General features: G+C 64.0%; 11 protein-coding genes. 3 read left to right on the top strand and 8 right to left on the bottom strand.

Translation table 11 applies throughout. The features are described from left to right. Positions 1-21: 21 nt before the first annotated feature. The 6 genes from cmk to mtnA form a co-directional block, all read right to left on the bottom strand. On the bottom strand, positions 22-708 hold the full coding sequence (gene cmk, locus GEV39_RS06140) for a (d)CMP kinase (protein WP_054914135.1): 687 nt from the start codon (positions 706-708) through the stop codon (positions 22-24). Then, positions 705-2,924, bottom strand: a complete 2,220-nt coding sequence (locus GEV39_RS06135; RefSeq protein ID WP_249414353.1) for a bifunctional prephenate dehydrogenase/3-phosphoshikimate 1-carboxyvinyltransferase — start codon at positions 2,922-2,924, stop codon at positions 705-707. Before GEV39_RS06135 ends, cmk begins: the two co-directional genes overlap by 4 nt. Before the next feature lie 235 nt (positions 2,925-3,159). After that, a complete protein-coding gene (gene pheA, locus GEV39_RS06130; protein ID WP_009686000.1) occupies positions 3,160-4,254 on the bottom strand; it encodes a prephenate dehydratase in 1,095 nt (364 codons plus the stop codon). After that, on the bottom strand, positions 4,254-5,339 hold the full coding sequence (serC, locus tag GEV39_RS06125; RefSeq protein ID WP_009686001.1) for a 3-phosphoserine/phosphohydroxythreonine transaminase: 1,086 nt from the start codon (positions 5,337-5,339) through the stop codon (positions 4,254-4,256). The genes pheA and serC overlap by 1 nt, the downstream gene beginning before the upstream one ends. Before the next feature lie 265 nt (positions 5,340-5,604). Next, the gene (gene gyrA / locus GEV39_RS06120; RefSeq protein WP_173887893.1) at positions 5,605-8,370 is read right to left on the bottom strand and encodes a DNA gyrase subunit A; all 2,766 of its coding nucleotides are present in this window, start codon (positions 8,368-8,370) and stop codon (positions 5,605-5,607) included. Positions 8,371-8,665: 295 nt separating this feature from the next. Then, positions 8,666-9,742, bottom strand: a complete 1,077-nt coding sequence (gene mtnA, locus GEV39_RS06115) for an S-methyl-5-thioribose-1-phosphate isomerase (protein WP_029886219.1) — start codon at positions 9,740-9,742, stop codon at positions 8,666-8,668. 204 nt (positions 9,743-9,946) lie between these two features. On the opposite strand from mtnA, the gene ubiG reads away from it, so the two are divergent. The 3 genes from ubiG (at position 9,947) to GEV39_RS06100 (ending at position 12,215) form a co-directional block, all read left to right on the top strand. After that, positions 9,947-10,645, top strand: a complete 699-nt coding sequence (gene ubiG, locus GEV39_RS06110; protein WP_009686004.1) for a bifunctional 2-polyprenyl-6-hydroxyphenol methylase/3-demethylubiquinol 3-O-methyltransferase UbiG — start codon at positions 9,947-9,949, stop codon at positions 10,643-10,645. 2 nt (positions 10,646-10,647) lie between these two features. Next, a complete protein-coding gene (gene mupP, locus GEV39_RS06105) occupies positions 10,648-11,319 on the top strand; it encodes an N-acetylmuramic acid 6-phosphate phosphatase MupP (RefSeq protein WP_029886220.1) in 672 nt (223 codons plus the stop codon). 155 nt (positions 11,320-11,474) lie between these two features. Next, positions 11,475-12,215 (top strand): YciK family oxidoreductase, encoded by a 741-nt coding sequence (locus GEV39_RS06100; protein ID WP_054912794.1) that lies wholly within the window; start codon positions 11,475-11,477, stop codon positions 12,213-12,215. Positions 12,216-12,277: 62 nt separating this feature from the next. On the opposite strand, the gene GEV39_RS06095 is transcribed toward GEV39_RS06100, so the two are convergent. Both GEV39_RS06095 and GEV39_RS06090 read right to left on the bottom strand, forming a co-directional pair. Further along, a complete protein-coding gene (locus GEV39_RS06095) occupies positions 12,278-13,063 on the bottom strand; it encodes an iron-containing redox enzyme family protein (RefSeq protein ID WP_054890379.1) in 786 nt (261 codons plus the stop codon). 30 nt (positions 13,064-13,093) lie between these two features. Beyond that, entirely contained in the window at positions 13,094-15,550 is a 2,457-nt protein-coding gene (locus GEV39_RS06090) for an EAL domain-containing protein (protein ID WP_173887892.1), read from the bottom strand. Positions 15,551-15,604 lie beyond the last annotated feature (54 nt).

The raw sequence follows: 15,604 nt of genomic DNA, 5'->3' as shown, positions 1-15,604 counted from the left end.
ACCTGCCTGCTTTCCTGGTGATCAGAGAAGGTCGCGCTGGGCGATCTCGCTCCTGATACGTTGCAACACCTGCTCGATGGACAACTCGGTGGAATCCAGCTGAATGGCGTCTGCCGCTGGTTTCAGCGGGGCCACTGCACGCTGAGTGTCGCGTTCATCACGCGCCCGAATCTCATCCAGCAGACTCGACAGACTAACATCTTCACCCTTGCCCTTCAACTGCAGGTAGCGGCGGCGCGCCCGTTCCTCGGCACTGGCGGTCAGAAACACCTTCAGCGGCGCGTCGGGGAACACCACCGTGCCCATGTCGCGGCCGTCGGCGATCAGCCCGGGCATTTCCCGGAAGGCGCGCTGACGCTGCAACAGCGCCTCCCGCACGGCAGGCAGCGACGCCACCATCGAGGCACCGGCACCGACGGTTTCGGTGCGGATGACCTGGCTGACGTCCTCACCTTCGAGAATGGTCTGCTGCAGCTTACCGGGCTCGGCGGCGATGAACTGCACATCCAGATGGGCGGCCAGCTTGGTCAGCAGCTCTTCGTTGGTCAGATCGACACCGTGGTTGCTGGCATTGAACGCCAGCAGCCGGTACAGCGCGCCCGAGTCCAGCAGGCGCCAGCCCAGTTCGCGCGCCAGCAAGCCGGCGACCGTACCTTTGCCAGAGCCACTGGGCCCGTCGATGGTGATGATGGGGGCCTGCGTATTCACGACTTGCCCTCTTCTGCCACGCGGATGCCCACTTCGGCGCACAGCGCCAGGAAGTTGGGGAACGACGTGGCAACGTTGGCGCAGTCATGAATGCGGATCGGCGCACTGGCGCGCAGCGAGGCCACGCTGAAGGCCATGGCAATGCGGTGGTCACCGTGGCCATGCACTTCGCCGCCGCCCAGCTGGCCGCCGTCGATGATGATGCCGTCCGGGGTCGGCTCGCACTTGATGCCCAGGGCAACCAGGCCGTCGGCCATCACCTGGATTCGGTCGGACTCCTTCACACGCAGCTCTTCGGCACCGCGCAGCACGGTACGGCCTTCGGCACAGGCAGCAGCAACGAACAGCACGGGGAACTCGTCGATGGCCAGCGGCACCAGCTCTTCAGGGATATCGATACCCTTCAGCTTGGCCCCGCGCACACGCAGGTCGGCCACCGGCTCGCCGCCGACTTCACGCTGGTTCTCCAGGGTGATGTCGCCACCCATCAGGCGCAGGATGTCGATGACACCGGTACGGGTCGGGTTGATGCCGACGTGCTCCAGCACCAGCTCGGAGCCTTCGGCGATGGACGCCGCCACCAGGAAGAAGGCTGCCGAAGAGATGTCGGCCGGCACTTCGATGCGGGTGGCGGTCAGCTTGCCGCCAGACTGCAACGAGGCCACCGGGCCATTGCTTTCTACCGCGTAGCCGAAACCGCGCAGCATGCGCTCGGTGTGGTCGCGGGTCGGTGCCGGCTCGGTGACGGTGGTCTTGCCTTCGGCGTACAGGCCGGCCAGCAGCAGGCAGGATTTGACCTGCGCGCTGGCCATCGGCAGCGTGTAGGTCAGCCCCTTGAGCCGGTGGCCGCCGCGAATGGTCAGCGGCGGGCGGCCTTCCGGGCCGGTCTCGACCACGGCACCCATTTCGCGCAGCGGGTTGGCCACACGGTTCATCGGGCGCTTGGACAACGAGGCATCACCGGTCATGGTCACGTCGAACGGCTGGCCGGCCAGCAAGCCGGACAGCAAACGCATCGAGGTACCCGAGTTGCCTACGTACAGCGGGCCGGGCGGCGGCTTCAGGCCGTGCAGGCCAACCCCATGAATGGTCACGCGGCCGTGGTTGGGGCCTTCGATGACCACACCCATGTCACGGAATGCCTGCAGGGTCGCCAGGGCGTCTTCACCTTCGAGGAAGCCTTCGACCTCAGTGGTGCCCTCGGCCAGCGAGCCGAGCATGATCGAGCGGTGAGAAATCGACTTGTCGCCCGGTACACGAATCCGCCCGTTCAGGCGGCCACCCGGTTGGGCCAGGAAAATCAGATCGTTGGCGTTCATAGCGTCCACATAGGCCCGACGGGCCAGGATTTTACTGAAATGCTCGCGGGCAACGCGTGCGCGGGTGAATACACCCAGCAACTGGTGCCCGTCCCCTTCAGCGATAGCGTCGCGCAAGGCGTCGAGATCACTGCGATATGTATCAAGTGTGCGCAGGACAGCATCGCGGTTGGCGAGGAAGATGTCATGCCACATGGTCGGGTCGCTGCCGGCGATCCTGGTGAAATCGCGGAACCCCCCGGCAGCGTACCGGAAGATCTCGAGGTTTTCATTGCGTTTGGCCAGTGAATCGACCAGGCCAAAGGCCAACAGGTGCGGCAAGTGGCTGGTGGCGGCCAGCACTTCGTCGTGGCGCTCGACCGTCATGTGCTCCACATCGGCATCCAGCGCGCGCCACAGGCGGTCGACCAGGGCCAGTGCGGCCGGGTCGGTTTCGGCCAGCGGCGTGAGAATGACCTTGTGCCGGCGGAACAGGGTGGCGTTGGAGGCCTCTACCCCGCTCTGCTCGGAACCGGCGATGGGGTGGCCAGGCACGAAGCGCGGCAGGCGCCGGCCGCTCTCGTTTACAAAAACAGAGCGCGCCTCACGAACAACATTGCCCTTGGCGCTGCCGACGTCGGTGATGATCGCGTTGCCCAGGTCTAGCCGAGCCAGGCGCGCCAGAACTTTCTCCATGGCCAGGATGGGCACGGCCAGCTGGATGACATCGGCGCCCACGCAGGCGGTGGCGAGGTCTTCTTCGCAGCGGTCGACCACGCCCAAGGCTACGGCCTGCTTGCGCGAGGGGGCGTCCAGGTCGACTCCGACCACTTCGCGGCACAGGCCGCTTTCACGCAGGCCCTTGGCGAACGAACCACCGATCAGGCCGAGGCCAACTACGACCAGGCGATTGATGATGGGCGCGGGTTTGGTTTTTGCTGCATTTACCACTGGTGTGAACCCTGTTCAGAAATCGGGACAGCCTGTGAGACCGCTGGGGCTGCGTTGCAGCCCATCGCAGGCAAGCCAGCTCCCACACTTATCGCAGGCAAGCCAGCGCCTACAGGGGCAGCGCAAACCTGCAGGCTTGTGCTGTACCTGTGGGAGCTGGCTTGCCGGCGATGGGCTGCAACGCAGCCCCAGCGGCCCTTGATCAAAGCACCGCCTTCGGATACGAGCCCAGCACCTTCAGCGCCACAGCCTCCTGGCTAATCTGTTCGAGCACCGCCTTGATCAGTGGGTCGCGGTGGTGGCCAACGAAGTCGATGAAGAACACGTAGGTCCACTTGCCGCTGCGCGACGGGCGGGTTTCGATGCGGGTCAGGTCGATGCCGTTCTGGTGGAACGGCACCAGCAGCTCATGCAGAGCGCCCGGCTTGTTGCTCATCGAGACAATGATCGAGGTCTTGTCGTCGCCGGTAGGCGGCACTTCCTGCTGGCCGATCATCAAAAAGCGCGTGGAGTTGTCCGGGCGGTCTTCGATCTTCTCGGCCAGGCGGGTCAGGCCATACAGGTTGGCAGCCATGTCACCGGCGATCGCCGCCGAGTTCCACTCGCCCTTCACGCGCTTGGCTGCCTCGGCATTGCTCGATACCGCCACCCGCTCCACATTCGGGTAGTGCGCGTCCAGCCACTTGCGGCACTGGGCCAGGGACTGGGCATGGGAATAGATGCGGGTGATGCTGTTGGTCTTGGTGCTCTCACCCACCAGCAGGTGGTGGTGGATACGCAGCTCGACTTCGCCGCAAATCACCATGTCGTGTTCGAGGAAGCTATCCAGGGTGTGGCTGACCGCGCCTTCGGTGGAGTTTTCCACCGGCACCACGCCAAAATTGACCGCACCGGCGGCGACTTCACGGAACACCTCGTCGATGGCCGCCATCGGGCGGCTGATCACCGCGTGGCCGAAGTGCTTCATGGCCGCCGCCTGGGTGAAGGTGCCTTCAGGGCCCAGGTAGGCGATTTTCAGCGGCTCTTCCAGGGCCAGGCACGACGACATGATTTCGCGGAACAGCCGCGCCATTTCTTCGTTGCCCAGCGGCCCTTTGTTGCGCTCCATCACCCGCTTGAGCACTGCTGCTTCGCGCTCGGGGCGGTAGAACACCGGCTTCTCACCTTCTTTGAGCGAAGCGGTCTTGACCCGGGCAACCTCTTCGGCACACCGGGCGCGCTCGCTGATCAGCTCGAGGATTTTCTCGTCGAGGCTGTCGATGCGAACGCGCAGGGCTTTGAGTTCCTGTTCCGACATCAGCCGTGCTCCTTCTCGAATTCAGCCATGTAGGCCACCAGCGCTTCCACGGCGTCCAGGCCCAGGGCGTTGTAGATAGAGGCGCGCATCCCCCCTACCGAGCGGTGGCCCTTGAGGTTGAGCAGGCCGCGGGCATCGGCACCGGCGAGGAAGGCCTTGTCCAGGCGTTCATCGGCCAGGCGGAACGGCACGTTCATCCACGAGCGGGCATTGACGCTGATCGGGTTGGTGTAGAACTCGCTGCTGTCGATGAAGCCGTACAGGCGGTCTTTCTTGGCCCGGTTGCGCTGCTCCATGGCCTCGACACCGCCCTGCTCCTTGAGCCACTCGAACACCAGGCCCGAGAGGTACCAGGAGTAAGTGGCCGGGGTGTTGTACATAGAGCCGTTGTCGGCCGACACCTTGTAGTCGAGCATGGTCGGGCAGCTGCTGCGGGCGTGGCCCAGCAGGTCTTCACGCACGATCACCACCACCAGGCCGCTGGGGCCGATGTTTTTCTGCGCGCCGGCGTAGATCAGGCCGAACTGCGACACGTCGATCGGGCGCGAGAGGATGTCGGAGGACATGTCGACCACCAGCGGAACGTCACCGGTCTGCGGCACCCAGTCGAACTGCAGGCCACCGATGGTTTCGTTGGACGCATAGTGCACGTAGGCAGCGTTGCTGGTCAGTTTCCAGTCGTTCTGGCCCGGAATGGCCAGGTAATCGTAGGCCTTGGCGCTGGCGGCGACGTTGACGTTGCCGAAGCGGCGCGCTTCCTCGATGGCCTTTTTCGACCAGATGCCGGTCTCGATGTAGTCGGCAGTGCCGTTTTCCGGCAGCAGGTTCAGCGGGATTTCAGCGAACTGCTGGCTGGCACCGCCCTGCAGGAACAGTACCTTGTAGTTGGAGGGGATAGACAGCAGGTCACGCAGGTCCTGCTCGGCCTTTTCGGCGATGGCCACGTAATCGTCGCTGCGATGGCTCATTTCCATCACCGACAAGCCCTTGCCATGCCAGTCCAGCATTTCAGCCTGGGCGCGCTGCAGAACAGCGGTAGGAAGCGCGGCAGGGCCTGCGCAGAAGTTAAAGGCTCGGTTGCTCACATCCACTCTCGCTCTGCCAAATGGTACAAATTCATTTCTTGCAGGCCGCACGCGCCTCTTTGTGGGAGCGGCCTTGTGTCGCGATAGGGCCGCGAAGCGGCCCCCAGCTTTTTGCAGCGCCGCTGAAATCCTGGGGCTGCTTTGCAGCCCTTTCGCGACACAAGGCCGCTCCTACAAAAAGCTTGCTCGCACCCGGCCAGGCATTGCCTGCAGTTATCAGTCAAACGGGGCGACCTTGGTCGCCCCGTTCGGGTTTTACACCTGCTTACTCCTGCGGGGCCTCTTCGGCGCCTGCAGCTTCGTCATTGTCTGGCACTTCCGCCTCGACACCCTCCTCGCCCGCCTCGACCATATCGTCAAGTTCGTCCTCGGACGGTTCCTGGATCCGCTCCAGGCCAACCAGTGTTTCGTCGGCAGCCAGCTTGATCAAGGTCACACCCTGCGTGTTGCGGCTCAGGCTGGACACTTCGCCAACTCGGGTGCGCACCAGCGTGCCCTGGTCGGAGATCAGCATGATCTCCTCGCCTTCGTGCACCTGGATGGCGCCAATCAGCAAGCCATTGCGCCCCTTGGTACCCATGGCGATCACACCCTGGCCGCCACGGCCGCGGCGTGGGAACTTGGACAGCGGGGTACGCTTGCCAAAGCCACGCTCGGAAGCGGTCAGGATCTGCGCGCCGGACTCCGGAATCAGCATGGAAATGATCTGCTGCCCCTTGCCCAGCTTCATGCCCCGCACGCCACGGGCGTTACGGCCCATTTCACGCACCACGCTCTCGGCAAAGCGAATGACCTTGCCAGCGTCGGAGAACATCATCACTTCCTTGGCGCCGTCGGTGATGGCCGCTGCAATCAGGGTATCTCCTTCTTTGAGCTTCAAGGCAATCAGGCCATTGGAGCGCGGGCGGGCGAACTGCACCAGCGGGGTCTTCTTGACGGTACCCGAAGCGGTGGCCATGAAGATGTACGCGCCGGTCGGCTCTGCCACCCACTCAGGGGTGTCGCCGTCTTCTTCGTCAACTTCCTCGGCCTCGACCAGCTCACCTTCGAGCACGGTGTCGTCGGCGTCTTCCAGCTCTTCGTCAAGGTCGGCGTTCTGCTGCAGGGCCTCGAGGTCCACCTGCAGCATGGCGGTGATGCGCTCACCCTCTTCCAGCGGCAGCAGGTTCACCAGCGGGCGACCACGGGCGGCACGCGATGCTTCCGGAATTTCGTAGGTCTTTTTCCAGTACACCTTGCCCTTGCTGGAGAACAGCAGCAGCGTGGCGTGGCTGTTGGCGACCAGCAGGTGCTCGATGTAGTCCTCGTCCTTCACGCCGGTCGCCGACTTGCCTTTGCCGCCACGGCGCTGGGCCTGGTAAGCGGACAACGGCTGGGTCTTGGCGTAACCACCGTGGGAAATGGTGACCACGCGCTCTTCTTCCGGGATCATGTCGCCGTAGTTGAGGTCGTGGCTGGCATTGAGGATTTCGGTGCGGCGGGCATCGCCGTACTCGGCGCGGATGGCCTCCAGCTCTTCGCGGATCACTTCCATCAGGCGCTCGGCGCTGTTGAGGATGCGGATCAGCTCGCCGATCTGCTCGAGAATTTCCTGGTACTCGGCCAGCAGCTTCTCGTGCTCCAGGCCGGTCAGGCGGTGCAGGCGCAGGTCGAGAATGGCCTGGGCCTGTTCCGGCGACAGGAAGTACTTCCCATCGTGCAGGCCATACTGCTCGGGCAGGTCTTCAGGGCGGCAGGCCTCGGCACCGGCGCGCTCGACCATCACCTGCACGGCACTGGACTCCCACGGCGTGGAAATCAGGGCTTCCTTGGCCTCGGAAGGCGTAGGCGAAGCCTTGATCAAGGCAATGACCGGGTCGATGTTGGACAGCGCAACCGCCTGGCCTTCAAGGATGTGGCCGCGTTCGCGGGCCTTGCGCAGCTCGAAGACAGTGCGGCGGGTCACCACTTCACGGCGGTGACGGACGAACGCTTCGAGCAGGTCCTTGAGGTTGAGCAGCCGCGGGCGGCCGTCCACCAGGGCCACCACGTTGATGCCGAATACGCTCTGCAGCTGGGTTTGCTGGTAGAGGTTGTTGAGCACCACCTCCGGCACTTCGCCGCGGCGCAGCTCGATGACGATGCGCATGCCGTCCTTGTCGGACTCGTCGCGCAGCTCGGTGATGCCTTCGATCTTTTTCTCTTTGACCAGCTCGGCGATCTTCTCGATCAGCCGCGCCTTGTTCAGCTGGTACGGCAGCTCGGTGATCACGATTTGCTGGCGGCCACCGACCTTGTCGATGTCTTCGACCTCGGAGCGGGCACGCATGTAGATGCGGCCGCGGCCGGTGCGGTAGGCCTCGATGATGCCCTGGCGACCGTTGATGATGCCGGCTGTCGGGAAGTCCGGGCCGGGGATGAACTGCATCAGTTCATCGACGGTGACTTCCGGGTTGTCGATCAGCGCCAGGCAACCGTCGATGACTTCACCAAGGTTGTGCGGCGGAATGTTGGTCGCCATACCCACGGCGATACCGCTGGAACCGTTGACCAGCAGGTTGGGGATACGCGTGGGCATGACCGCCGGGATCTGCTCGGTGCCGTCGTAGTTGGGCACCCAGTCGACGGTTTCCTTGTGCAGGTCGGACAGCAGCTCGTGGGCCAGCTTGGTCATGCGCACTTCGGTGTATCGCATGGCCGCGGCATTGTCGCCGTCCACCGAACCGAAGTTGCCCTGGCCATCGACCAGCAGGTAGCGCAGCGAGAAGGGCTGGGCCATACGCACGATGGTGTCGTAGACCGCAATGTCGCCGTGCGGGTGGTACTTACCGATCACGTCACCGACCACACGGGCGGATTTCTTGTACGGCTTGTTCCAGTCGTTGCCCAGTTCGCTCATCGCATAGAGAACGCGACGATGCACGGGCTTCAAGCCGTCACGTGCATCGGGCAGCGCTCGCCCGACAATCACGCTCATCGCGTAGTCGAGGTAGGACTGTCTCAGTTCGTCTTCGATATTGACCGGGAGGATTTCTTTGGCCAGTTCGCCCATGAGAAGCCTGATTCCTTTTTCTGGTGAAACTTCGCAGCTCCATCAAGGGCCGAACGAAGCTCGCCGCCGCAGCGCATAAGGGTGCGACGACTTACGACAAATCAATGAGTTGTGCCATGGATCTGCGCAATGAAGGCCGCCGTGATGGGCGGTCTTGGAAACTGCCGGATGTTACCACAAAGGCGGGTGCGGTGGGGAGATGTGGCGGGCAGCCAGAAGCAGGTTCGAATCTTGATTTGCTGTTGCCTGTGCCGGCCTCTTTGCGGGCTTACCCGCGAAAAGGCCGGCACATTTGTCAATGCAGGCGCTTGCGGCACATCAACTGCGCCAGCTTGGCGGTATCCGGACGTTCGACAATGCCGCGCTCGGTCACGATCACGTCGATCAGGTCTGCCGGGGTCACGTCGAACACCGGGTTGAACACCTCGACCTCCGGGGCCACCCGGGTGCCGGCGTAATCCAGCAGTTCATCGGCCTCACGCACTTCCAGGGGGATATCCTCGCCGGTCGCCAGGTTCAGGTCGATGCTGGTGCTGGGCGCCACCACCATGAAGCGCACGCCATGGTGCATGGCGCTGACCGCCAGCTGGTACGTGCCGATCTTGCCGGCCATGTCGCCATTGGCGGCAATGCAGTCCGCCCCCACCACCACCCAGGTGATGCCCTTGGTCTTCATCAGGTGGGCCAGCGCCGAATCGGCGCACAGGGTGGTCGGGATGCCTTCGTTGGTCAGCTCCCACGCGGTCAGGCGCGAGCCCTGCAGCCAGGGGCGCGTCTCGCCGGCATACACCCGCTCGACCATGCCTTCGAGGTAACCGGCACGGATCACCCCCAGCGCGGTGCCGAAGCCCCCACTGGCCAGCGCACCGGCATTGCCATAGGTGAGCAGGGTCTGGGCGTTGCCTTGGTGGCGGCGGATCAGCTCGGTGCCGTGCTGGGCCATGGTCAGGTTGGCTTCACGGTCGCTTTCGTGAATGGCCAGCGCTTCGGCCTCGCACGCGGCCAGCACGTCTTCGTCCGGGCGCAGGCGCTGCAGGCGCTCGCGCATGCGGTTCAGTGCCCAGAACAGGTTGGCAGCCGTGGGGCGCGCCTCGGCCAGGGTAAGAAAGTCCTCTTCCAGGTCCAGCTCCCAGTCACCACCTTCGGCCAGCCGCTCTTCCAGGGCCAGCACCAGGCCGTAGGCCGCCGCGATACCGATCGCCGAAGCACCGCGCACCGCCATGTCGCGGATCGCGGCTGCCACCTGCGCGACATTGTCGCAGGCCAGCCAGCACTCCCGGGACGGCAGCAGGCGCTGGTCGAGCAGGTGCAGGACGCCGCCCTGCCAGCGGATCGCGGTCACCTTCTCCGCCGCCAATAGTCGCTCGCGCATTGCCTCTCCCTGTCGTTCGGATATCAAAAGCCGGCGATTATAGCGAGCCTGGGGGCCGAGCGCTCGGGTATACTCCGGCCTTTTCGAGCGCAAGCTGCAAGCTACGAGCGGCAGGAAAAAGCGAATGCGTACAAGGTCTGCTTTTTCTTGCTGCCTGGGGCTTGCAGCTTGCAGCTTAATAGCCAAGCTTCTGAGGACTGCCCAATGAGCAACGTCGACCGCGCCGAAATCGCCAAGTTCGAAGCGCTGGCCCACCGCTGGTGGGACCGTGAAAGCGAGTTCAAGCCGCTGCATGAAATCAACCCGCTGCGCGTCAACTGGATCGACGAACGCGCCAGCCTGGCCGGCAAGAAGGTGCTGGACGTAGGTTGCGGCGGCGGCATCCTCAGCGAAGCCATGGCCCTGCGCGGCGCCAGCGTTACCGGTATCGACATGGGCGAGGCGCCGCTGGCCGTGGCCCAGCTGCACCAGCTGGAGTCTGGCGTGCAGGTGGAGTACCGGCAGATCACCGCCGAAGCGCTGGCCGAAGAAATGCCCGAACAATTCGATGTGGTCACCTGCCTGGAAATGCTCGAGCACGTACCCGACCCGTCGTCGGTGATCCGTGCCTGCTACCGCATGGTCAAGCCGGGCGGCCAGGTGTTCTTCTCCACCATCAACCGCAACCCCAAGGCCTACCTGCTGGCCATCGTCGGCGCCGAGTACATCCTGAAGATGCTGCCGCGCGGCACCCATGACTTCAAGAAGTTCATCCGCCCCTCCGAACTGGGCGCGTGGAGCCGTGATGCCGGCCTGCAGGTCAAGGACATCATCGGCCTGACCTACAACCCGCTGACCAAGCACTACAAGCTGAGCAGCGACGTCGACGTCAACTACATGATCCAGACCCTGCGCGAGGAATGAGCATGCGTTTGCGAGCGGTACTCTTCGACATGGACGGCACTTTGCTCGACACGGCGCCGGACTTCATCGCCATCTGCCAGGCCATGCTCGCCGAACGCGGCCTGCCGCCGGTCGATGACACGCTGATCCGCGGGGTGATTTCCGGTGGTGCGCGGGCCATGGTCGCTGCCACCTTCGCCATGGACCCTGCAGCCGAAGGCTTCGAGGCCCTGCGCCTGGAGTTCCTCGAGCGCTACCAGCGCGACTGCGCGGTGCACAGCAAGCTGTTCGACGGCATGGCCGAACTGCTGGCCGACATCGAGAAAGGCAAGCTGCTGTGGGGCGTGGTCACCAACAAACCGGTGCGCTTCGCCGAGCCGATCATGCAGCAACTGGGCCTGGCCGAGCGTTCGGCGCTGCTGATCTGCCCGGACCACGTAAAAAACAGCAAGCCGGACCCGGAGCCGCTGATCCTGGCCTGCAACACCCTGAACCTGGACCCGGCCAGTGTGCTGTTCGTCGGCGACGACTTGCGCGACATCGAGTCGGGCCGTGACGCCGGCACCCGTACCGCCGCGGTGCGCTACGGCTATATTCACCCAGAAGACAACCCCAACCACTGGGGCGCCGACGTGGTGGTGGACCACCCGCTGGACCTGCGCAAGGTGATCGACAGCGCGCTGTGCGGCTGCTGAACCCAGACTGATGCCCGGGCACCACCCCCTGTAGGAGCGGGTTTACCCGCGAATGCGTCAGCCCAGACAACACTGGCGCCTGATCGCACGCATTCGCGGGTAAACCCGCTCCTACAGGGGACGGGGTCGCCCTCACGAACTCGAAGGACAGAACCATGTTCGACTACACCGCCCGCCCCGACCTGCTCAAAGGCCGGGTCATCCTGGTTACCGGTGCCGGCCGCGGCATTGGCGCTGCTGCTGCCAAGGCCTACGCCGCGCTGGGCGCCACCGTGCTGTTGCTGGGCAAGACCGAAGCCAACCTGAACGAGGTCTACGACCAGATCCTGGCCGCCGGGCATCCGCAGCCGGTGGTCGTTCCGTTCAACCTGGAAACCGCGCAGGCACATGAGTACGACGACCTGGCGGTCATGATCGAAGAGCAGTTCGGCCGCCTTGACGGCCTGCTCAACAACGCCTCGATCATCGGCCCGCGCACGCCACTGGAACAGCTGTCAGGCGACCATTTCATGCGCGTGATGCACATCAACGTCGATGCCACCTTCATGCTCACCAGCACCCTGCTGCCGCTGCTGAAGCTGTCGGAAGACGCCTCGGTGGTGTTCACCAGCAGCAGCGTGGGGCGCAAGGGCCGTGCCTACTGGGGCGCCTACGGCGTGTCGAAGTTCGCCACCGAGGGCCTGATGCAGACCCTGGCCGACGAACTGGAAGGCGTGGCGCCGGTGAGGGCCAACAGCATCAACCCCGGGGCCACGCGCACAGCGATGCGGGCGCAGGCTTACCCTGGCGAGAACCCGCAGAACAACCCGCTGCCTGAAGAAATCATGCCCGTGTACCTGTACCTCATGGGGCCGGACAGCAAGGCCGTGAATGGGCAGGCGCTGAACGCCCAGTAACGGCTGGGATTGCCGGGGCCGCAGCGCGGCCCATCGCGGCCTTGCTTCGCAGCGGGCCGGGCCTACCCGGCGGCCAACGCCGGGCGCATACGCCCCTGCTGGCGCCCCTCAAGCTGCATGCACCGTTCCAGGAACAGGAACATGCAGTCGTAGCTCTTGCAGATCGCCCTGCGCAACTCGGTGCGTAAGCCCAGGCTGGGGTTCTCGCCGGCCAGGGTACAGATGATTTCCAGCGCTTCCCACGGGTGCGCATCGTCATACTGGGCGTGCATCTTCAGCCATTTCATCGCCCGCTTGCGCCCTTCCTCCGGGAAGCCCATGGCGTAGGTGTCGGTCGAACACACCACTGCCGACCATTCGCCCGTCGCGCCTTCGATGGCATAGTTGGTCGCGGCCATGGCAATGGCCAGGTTCTCGGTGGCACACACCCGCCAGCACCAGTCGTTCAGGCCGTTGAGCTCCGGCGGCACGTCCTGGGCCTGCAGGTCGTGCAGGTGCACACCATGCGCCTGGCACCAGTTCACCCAGTAATCGGCATGGTTGAGCTCGACCCGGATATTGCGCATCAGCCAGCGCCGTGCCATGTCCTCACCCTGGTGCCGACCGTAGCGGGTCTTGGTCAGGTTGTGGGCCATGTACAGCGAGAACTGCTCCACCACCGGCCAGCCGCCAATCAGGTACTGGCGAATGGTCGATTGCTTCAGCTGGCCATCGCGCAGGCGTGCATAGAACTCATGCTCCACGACCCGGCGCTTGCTCTCGCGGCAATCTTCAATCAGTTGCTGAGCCCATTGGGGGTAACTGGCCGGGTCCATCAACGGCCCGATACGAACGAATGCATCAATCACTTTCAGCTCCTTGGTCCTTGTGATTTCCAGCTAACGAAAGGTGCCAGGTGCACGCTGCAACAGAGGCCGGGCGGCGATCCGTTGGCGCTGCAGACTGTCACAGGTGAACACCTGGGGGCGTTCGATCAGGTAGCCCTGGGCGTAATCCACGCCAATTTCCTGCAGGGCCTGCTCGATCAGGGGCGTTTCGACAAACTCGGCGATGGTGCGCTTGCCCATCACATGGCCGATATGGTTGATGACTTCGACCATGGCCCGGTTGACCGGGTCGTCGAGCATGTCCTTGACGAAACTGCCGTCGATCTTGAGGTAATCCACGGGCAAATGCTTGAGGTAGGCGAACGAGGACATGCCGGCGCAGAAATCATCGAGCGAGAAGCGGCAACCCAGGCCCTTGAGCTCGTTGATGAAGCGGATGGCGCTGCCCAGGTTGGCGATGGCGCTGGTTTCGGTGATTTCGAAGCAGATCATCCGCGGCGGAATGGCGTACTCGACGAATAGCCGCTGCAGGTATTCCAGGAACTTGTCATCGCCGATGCTCGACCCCGACAGGTTGATCGCGCAGGTCGACAGCGGCCCTTCCCGCCCCTCGTCCAGGCACTGGCGGATGACCATGAATACATTGCGTACCACCCAGCGGTCCAGCGCCGTCATCAGGCCGTAGCGCTCGGCGGCCGGAATGAAGCTGCTGGGCAGGATGGTGCGGCCGCTTTCGTCGTGCAGGCGCAGCAGAATTTCGATATGGCCCGGCCCCTCGAAGGTTTTCAGCGGGGCGATTTCCTGCGCGTACAGGCAGAACCGGTTCTCTTCCAGGGCAACATGCAAACGCTGGATCCAGGCCATTTCGCCAAAGCGCATGGACAGCTCGCTGTCGTCGGCGTGGTACACCTGCACGCGGTTGCGGCCTTTTTCCTTGGCCATGTAGCAGGCCATGTCCGCGGCACGTAACGAGGCTTCAAGGGTGCTGGGGGCCTGGGCCATGTGCACCAGGCCTATGCTGACCGTGGTCACGAACGGGCGGCCTTTCCACACGAAGTGCAGGCTTGGCACCAGCTGGCGCAGTTGCTCGGCGATGCGCTCGGCCTGGTCGCTGGGGCAGTTTTCCAGCAACACGCCAAATTCGTCGCCCCCCAGCCGCGCCAAGGTGTCGCCCTCACGCAGGCCAGACTGCAGCACGGCGCAGATGTGCCGCAGCAGCTCGTCGCCAGCGGCGTGGCCGCACGTGTCATTGACCAGCTTGAACTGGTCCAGGTCCAGGAACATCAGTGAATGCCGCCCGGCCTGGCGGGCCAGGCCATTGAGCGCCTGCTCCAGGCGGTATTCGAACTCGCGGCGGTTGGCCAGCCCGGTCAGGGCATCATGGGTAGCCTGCCAGGACAGGTTGGCAATGTACTGGCGCTCCTGGGTCATGTCGTGCAGCACCAGCACAATGCCGGCAACCTGCCCGTCATTGACGATTGGCGAGCCCACCAGGTTGATCGATACCGTGCTGCCGTCCAGGCGCTGGATCAGCCGCGCATGCTCGGCGCCGCCGTTGAGGCTGCCGTTTAGCACCTGTTCGACCAGGCTGGTGCCGTTTTCTTCGGCGTGCTCGTCGACCAGGCTGAACAATGCCGAAAGCGGTAACCCTTGGGCCTGGGCGGCCTGCCAGTGGGTCAGCTGTTCGGCGGCCGGGTTCATGTAGCCGATGCAGCCCTGCACATCGGTGGTTATCACCGCGTCGCCGATAGCCTGCAGGGTAATCTGCGCCCGCTCTTTTTCTTCCTGCAGGGCACTGGCGAAAGCCTGGCGCTGGGCCAGCAGTTTGCTCGAGCGGCGCCAGGCAATACTGATCAGGAACATGGCCGTCAGCAGGTTGGTGAACAGCAGCACCCGCAGCAGCATGCGCGACCCTTCGCCCAGCGCATCGCTGAAGGCCTTGGCCGCCGGCGTTACCCCTTCGTTGATGCTGACGATGCGCGCTTTCCAGGCTGCGACCGTAGCGGCGTCCACCGGGCCCGCAGCGAAACGCTGGTGTATCTCGCCTGCCAGCACATCCAGCTTGTCCAGGTAATCATCACCGACATTCCAGTAGTCGATGGCAGTCTGCATGTAGCTGATGTTGCGGAAGTTGCGGTAGAACCAGATGATCCGTTGCACGTCGTCGGCATGGTTGCCGCCCTGGAGTACCGCCTGGCGCGCGGCTTCCAGGTCGGGGTGCGGCTGGTCGAGCAACTCGCGCACCTTCTGGTCGCCCTGGGGCACGGTTATGGCCTGGCGATAGCGCTGGTAGGTACTCTCGTCGCGGGTCTCGGCGTACAGGTTGAGGTAATAGATGGCATCTTTCTGCGCCTTGGACCACAAACTCTCGCCCGCAACGTAGGCGCGCACGGACGACAGCGTATACAGGCTGAGACTACCCAGCGCCACCTGGAAGACCACGACGGCGATGAAGGGCCAGGTGATGCCCAGCAACTTTGGCGCTTCGAGTGTGCGATGTCCCTTCATGGAGTCCCTGTCACAGAGCAGATAAGGCGCAAATCGACCCAGACAAGCACAGCG

Source organism: Pseudomonas sp. NY5710, assembly GCF_013305665.1.
GTDB classification, from domain to species: domain Bacteria; phylum Pseudomonadota; class Gammaproteobacteria; order Pseudomonadales; family Pseudomonadaceae; genus Aquipseudomonas; species Aquipseudomonas juntendi.
The sequence above is the reverse complement of the archived record's forward strand: the minus strand, read 5'-3'. Positions and strand labels throughout refer to the sequence as shown.

Excerpts from the sequence above, each read along its gene's own strand:
- pheA (WP_009686000.1), bottom strand. The coding sequence starts at position 4,254 with ATGTCGGAACAGGAACTCAAAGCCCTGCGCGTTCGCATCGACAGCCTC.
- gyrA (WP_173887893.1), bottom strand. The coding sequence starts at position 8,370 with ATGGGCGAACTGGCCAAAGAAATCCTCCCGGTCAATATCGAAGACGAA.
- mtnA (WP_029886219.1), bottom strand. The coding sequence starts at position 9,742 with ATGCGCGAGCGACTATTGGCGGCGGAGAAGGTGACCGCGATCCGCTGG.
- ubiG (WP_009686004.1), top strand. The coding sequence starts at position 9,947 with ATGAGCAACGTCGACCGCGCCGAAATCGCCAAGTTCGAAGCGCTGGCC.
- mupP (WP_029886220.1), top strand. The coding sequence starts at position 10,648 with ATGCGTTTGCGAGCGGTACTCTTCGACATGGACGGCACTTTGCTCGAC.
- GEV39_RS06100 (WP_054912794.1), top strand. The coding sequence starts at position 11,475 with ATGTTCGACTACACCGCCCGCCCCGACCTGCTCAAAGGCCGGGTCATC.
- GEV39_RS06090 (WP_173887892.1), bottom strand. The coding sequence starts at position 15,550 with ATGAAGGGACATCGCACACTCGAAGCGCCAAAGTTGCTGGGCATCACC.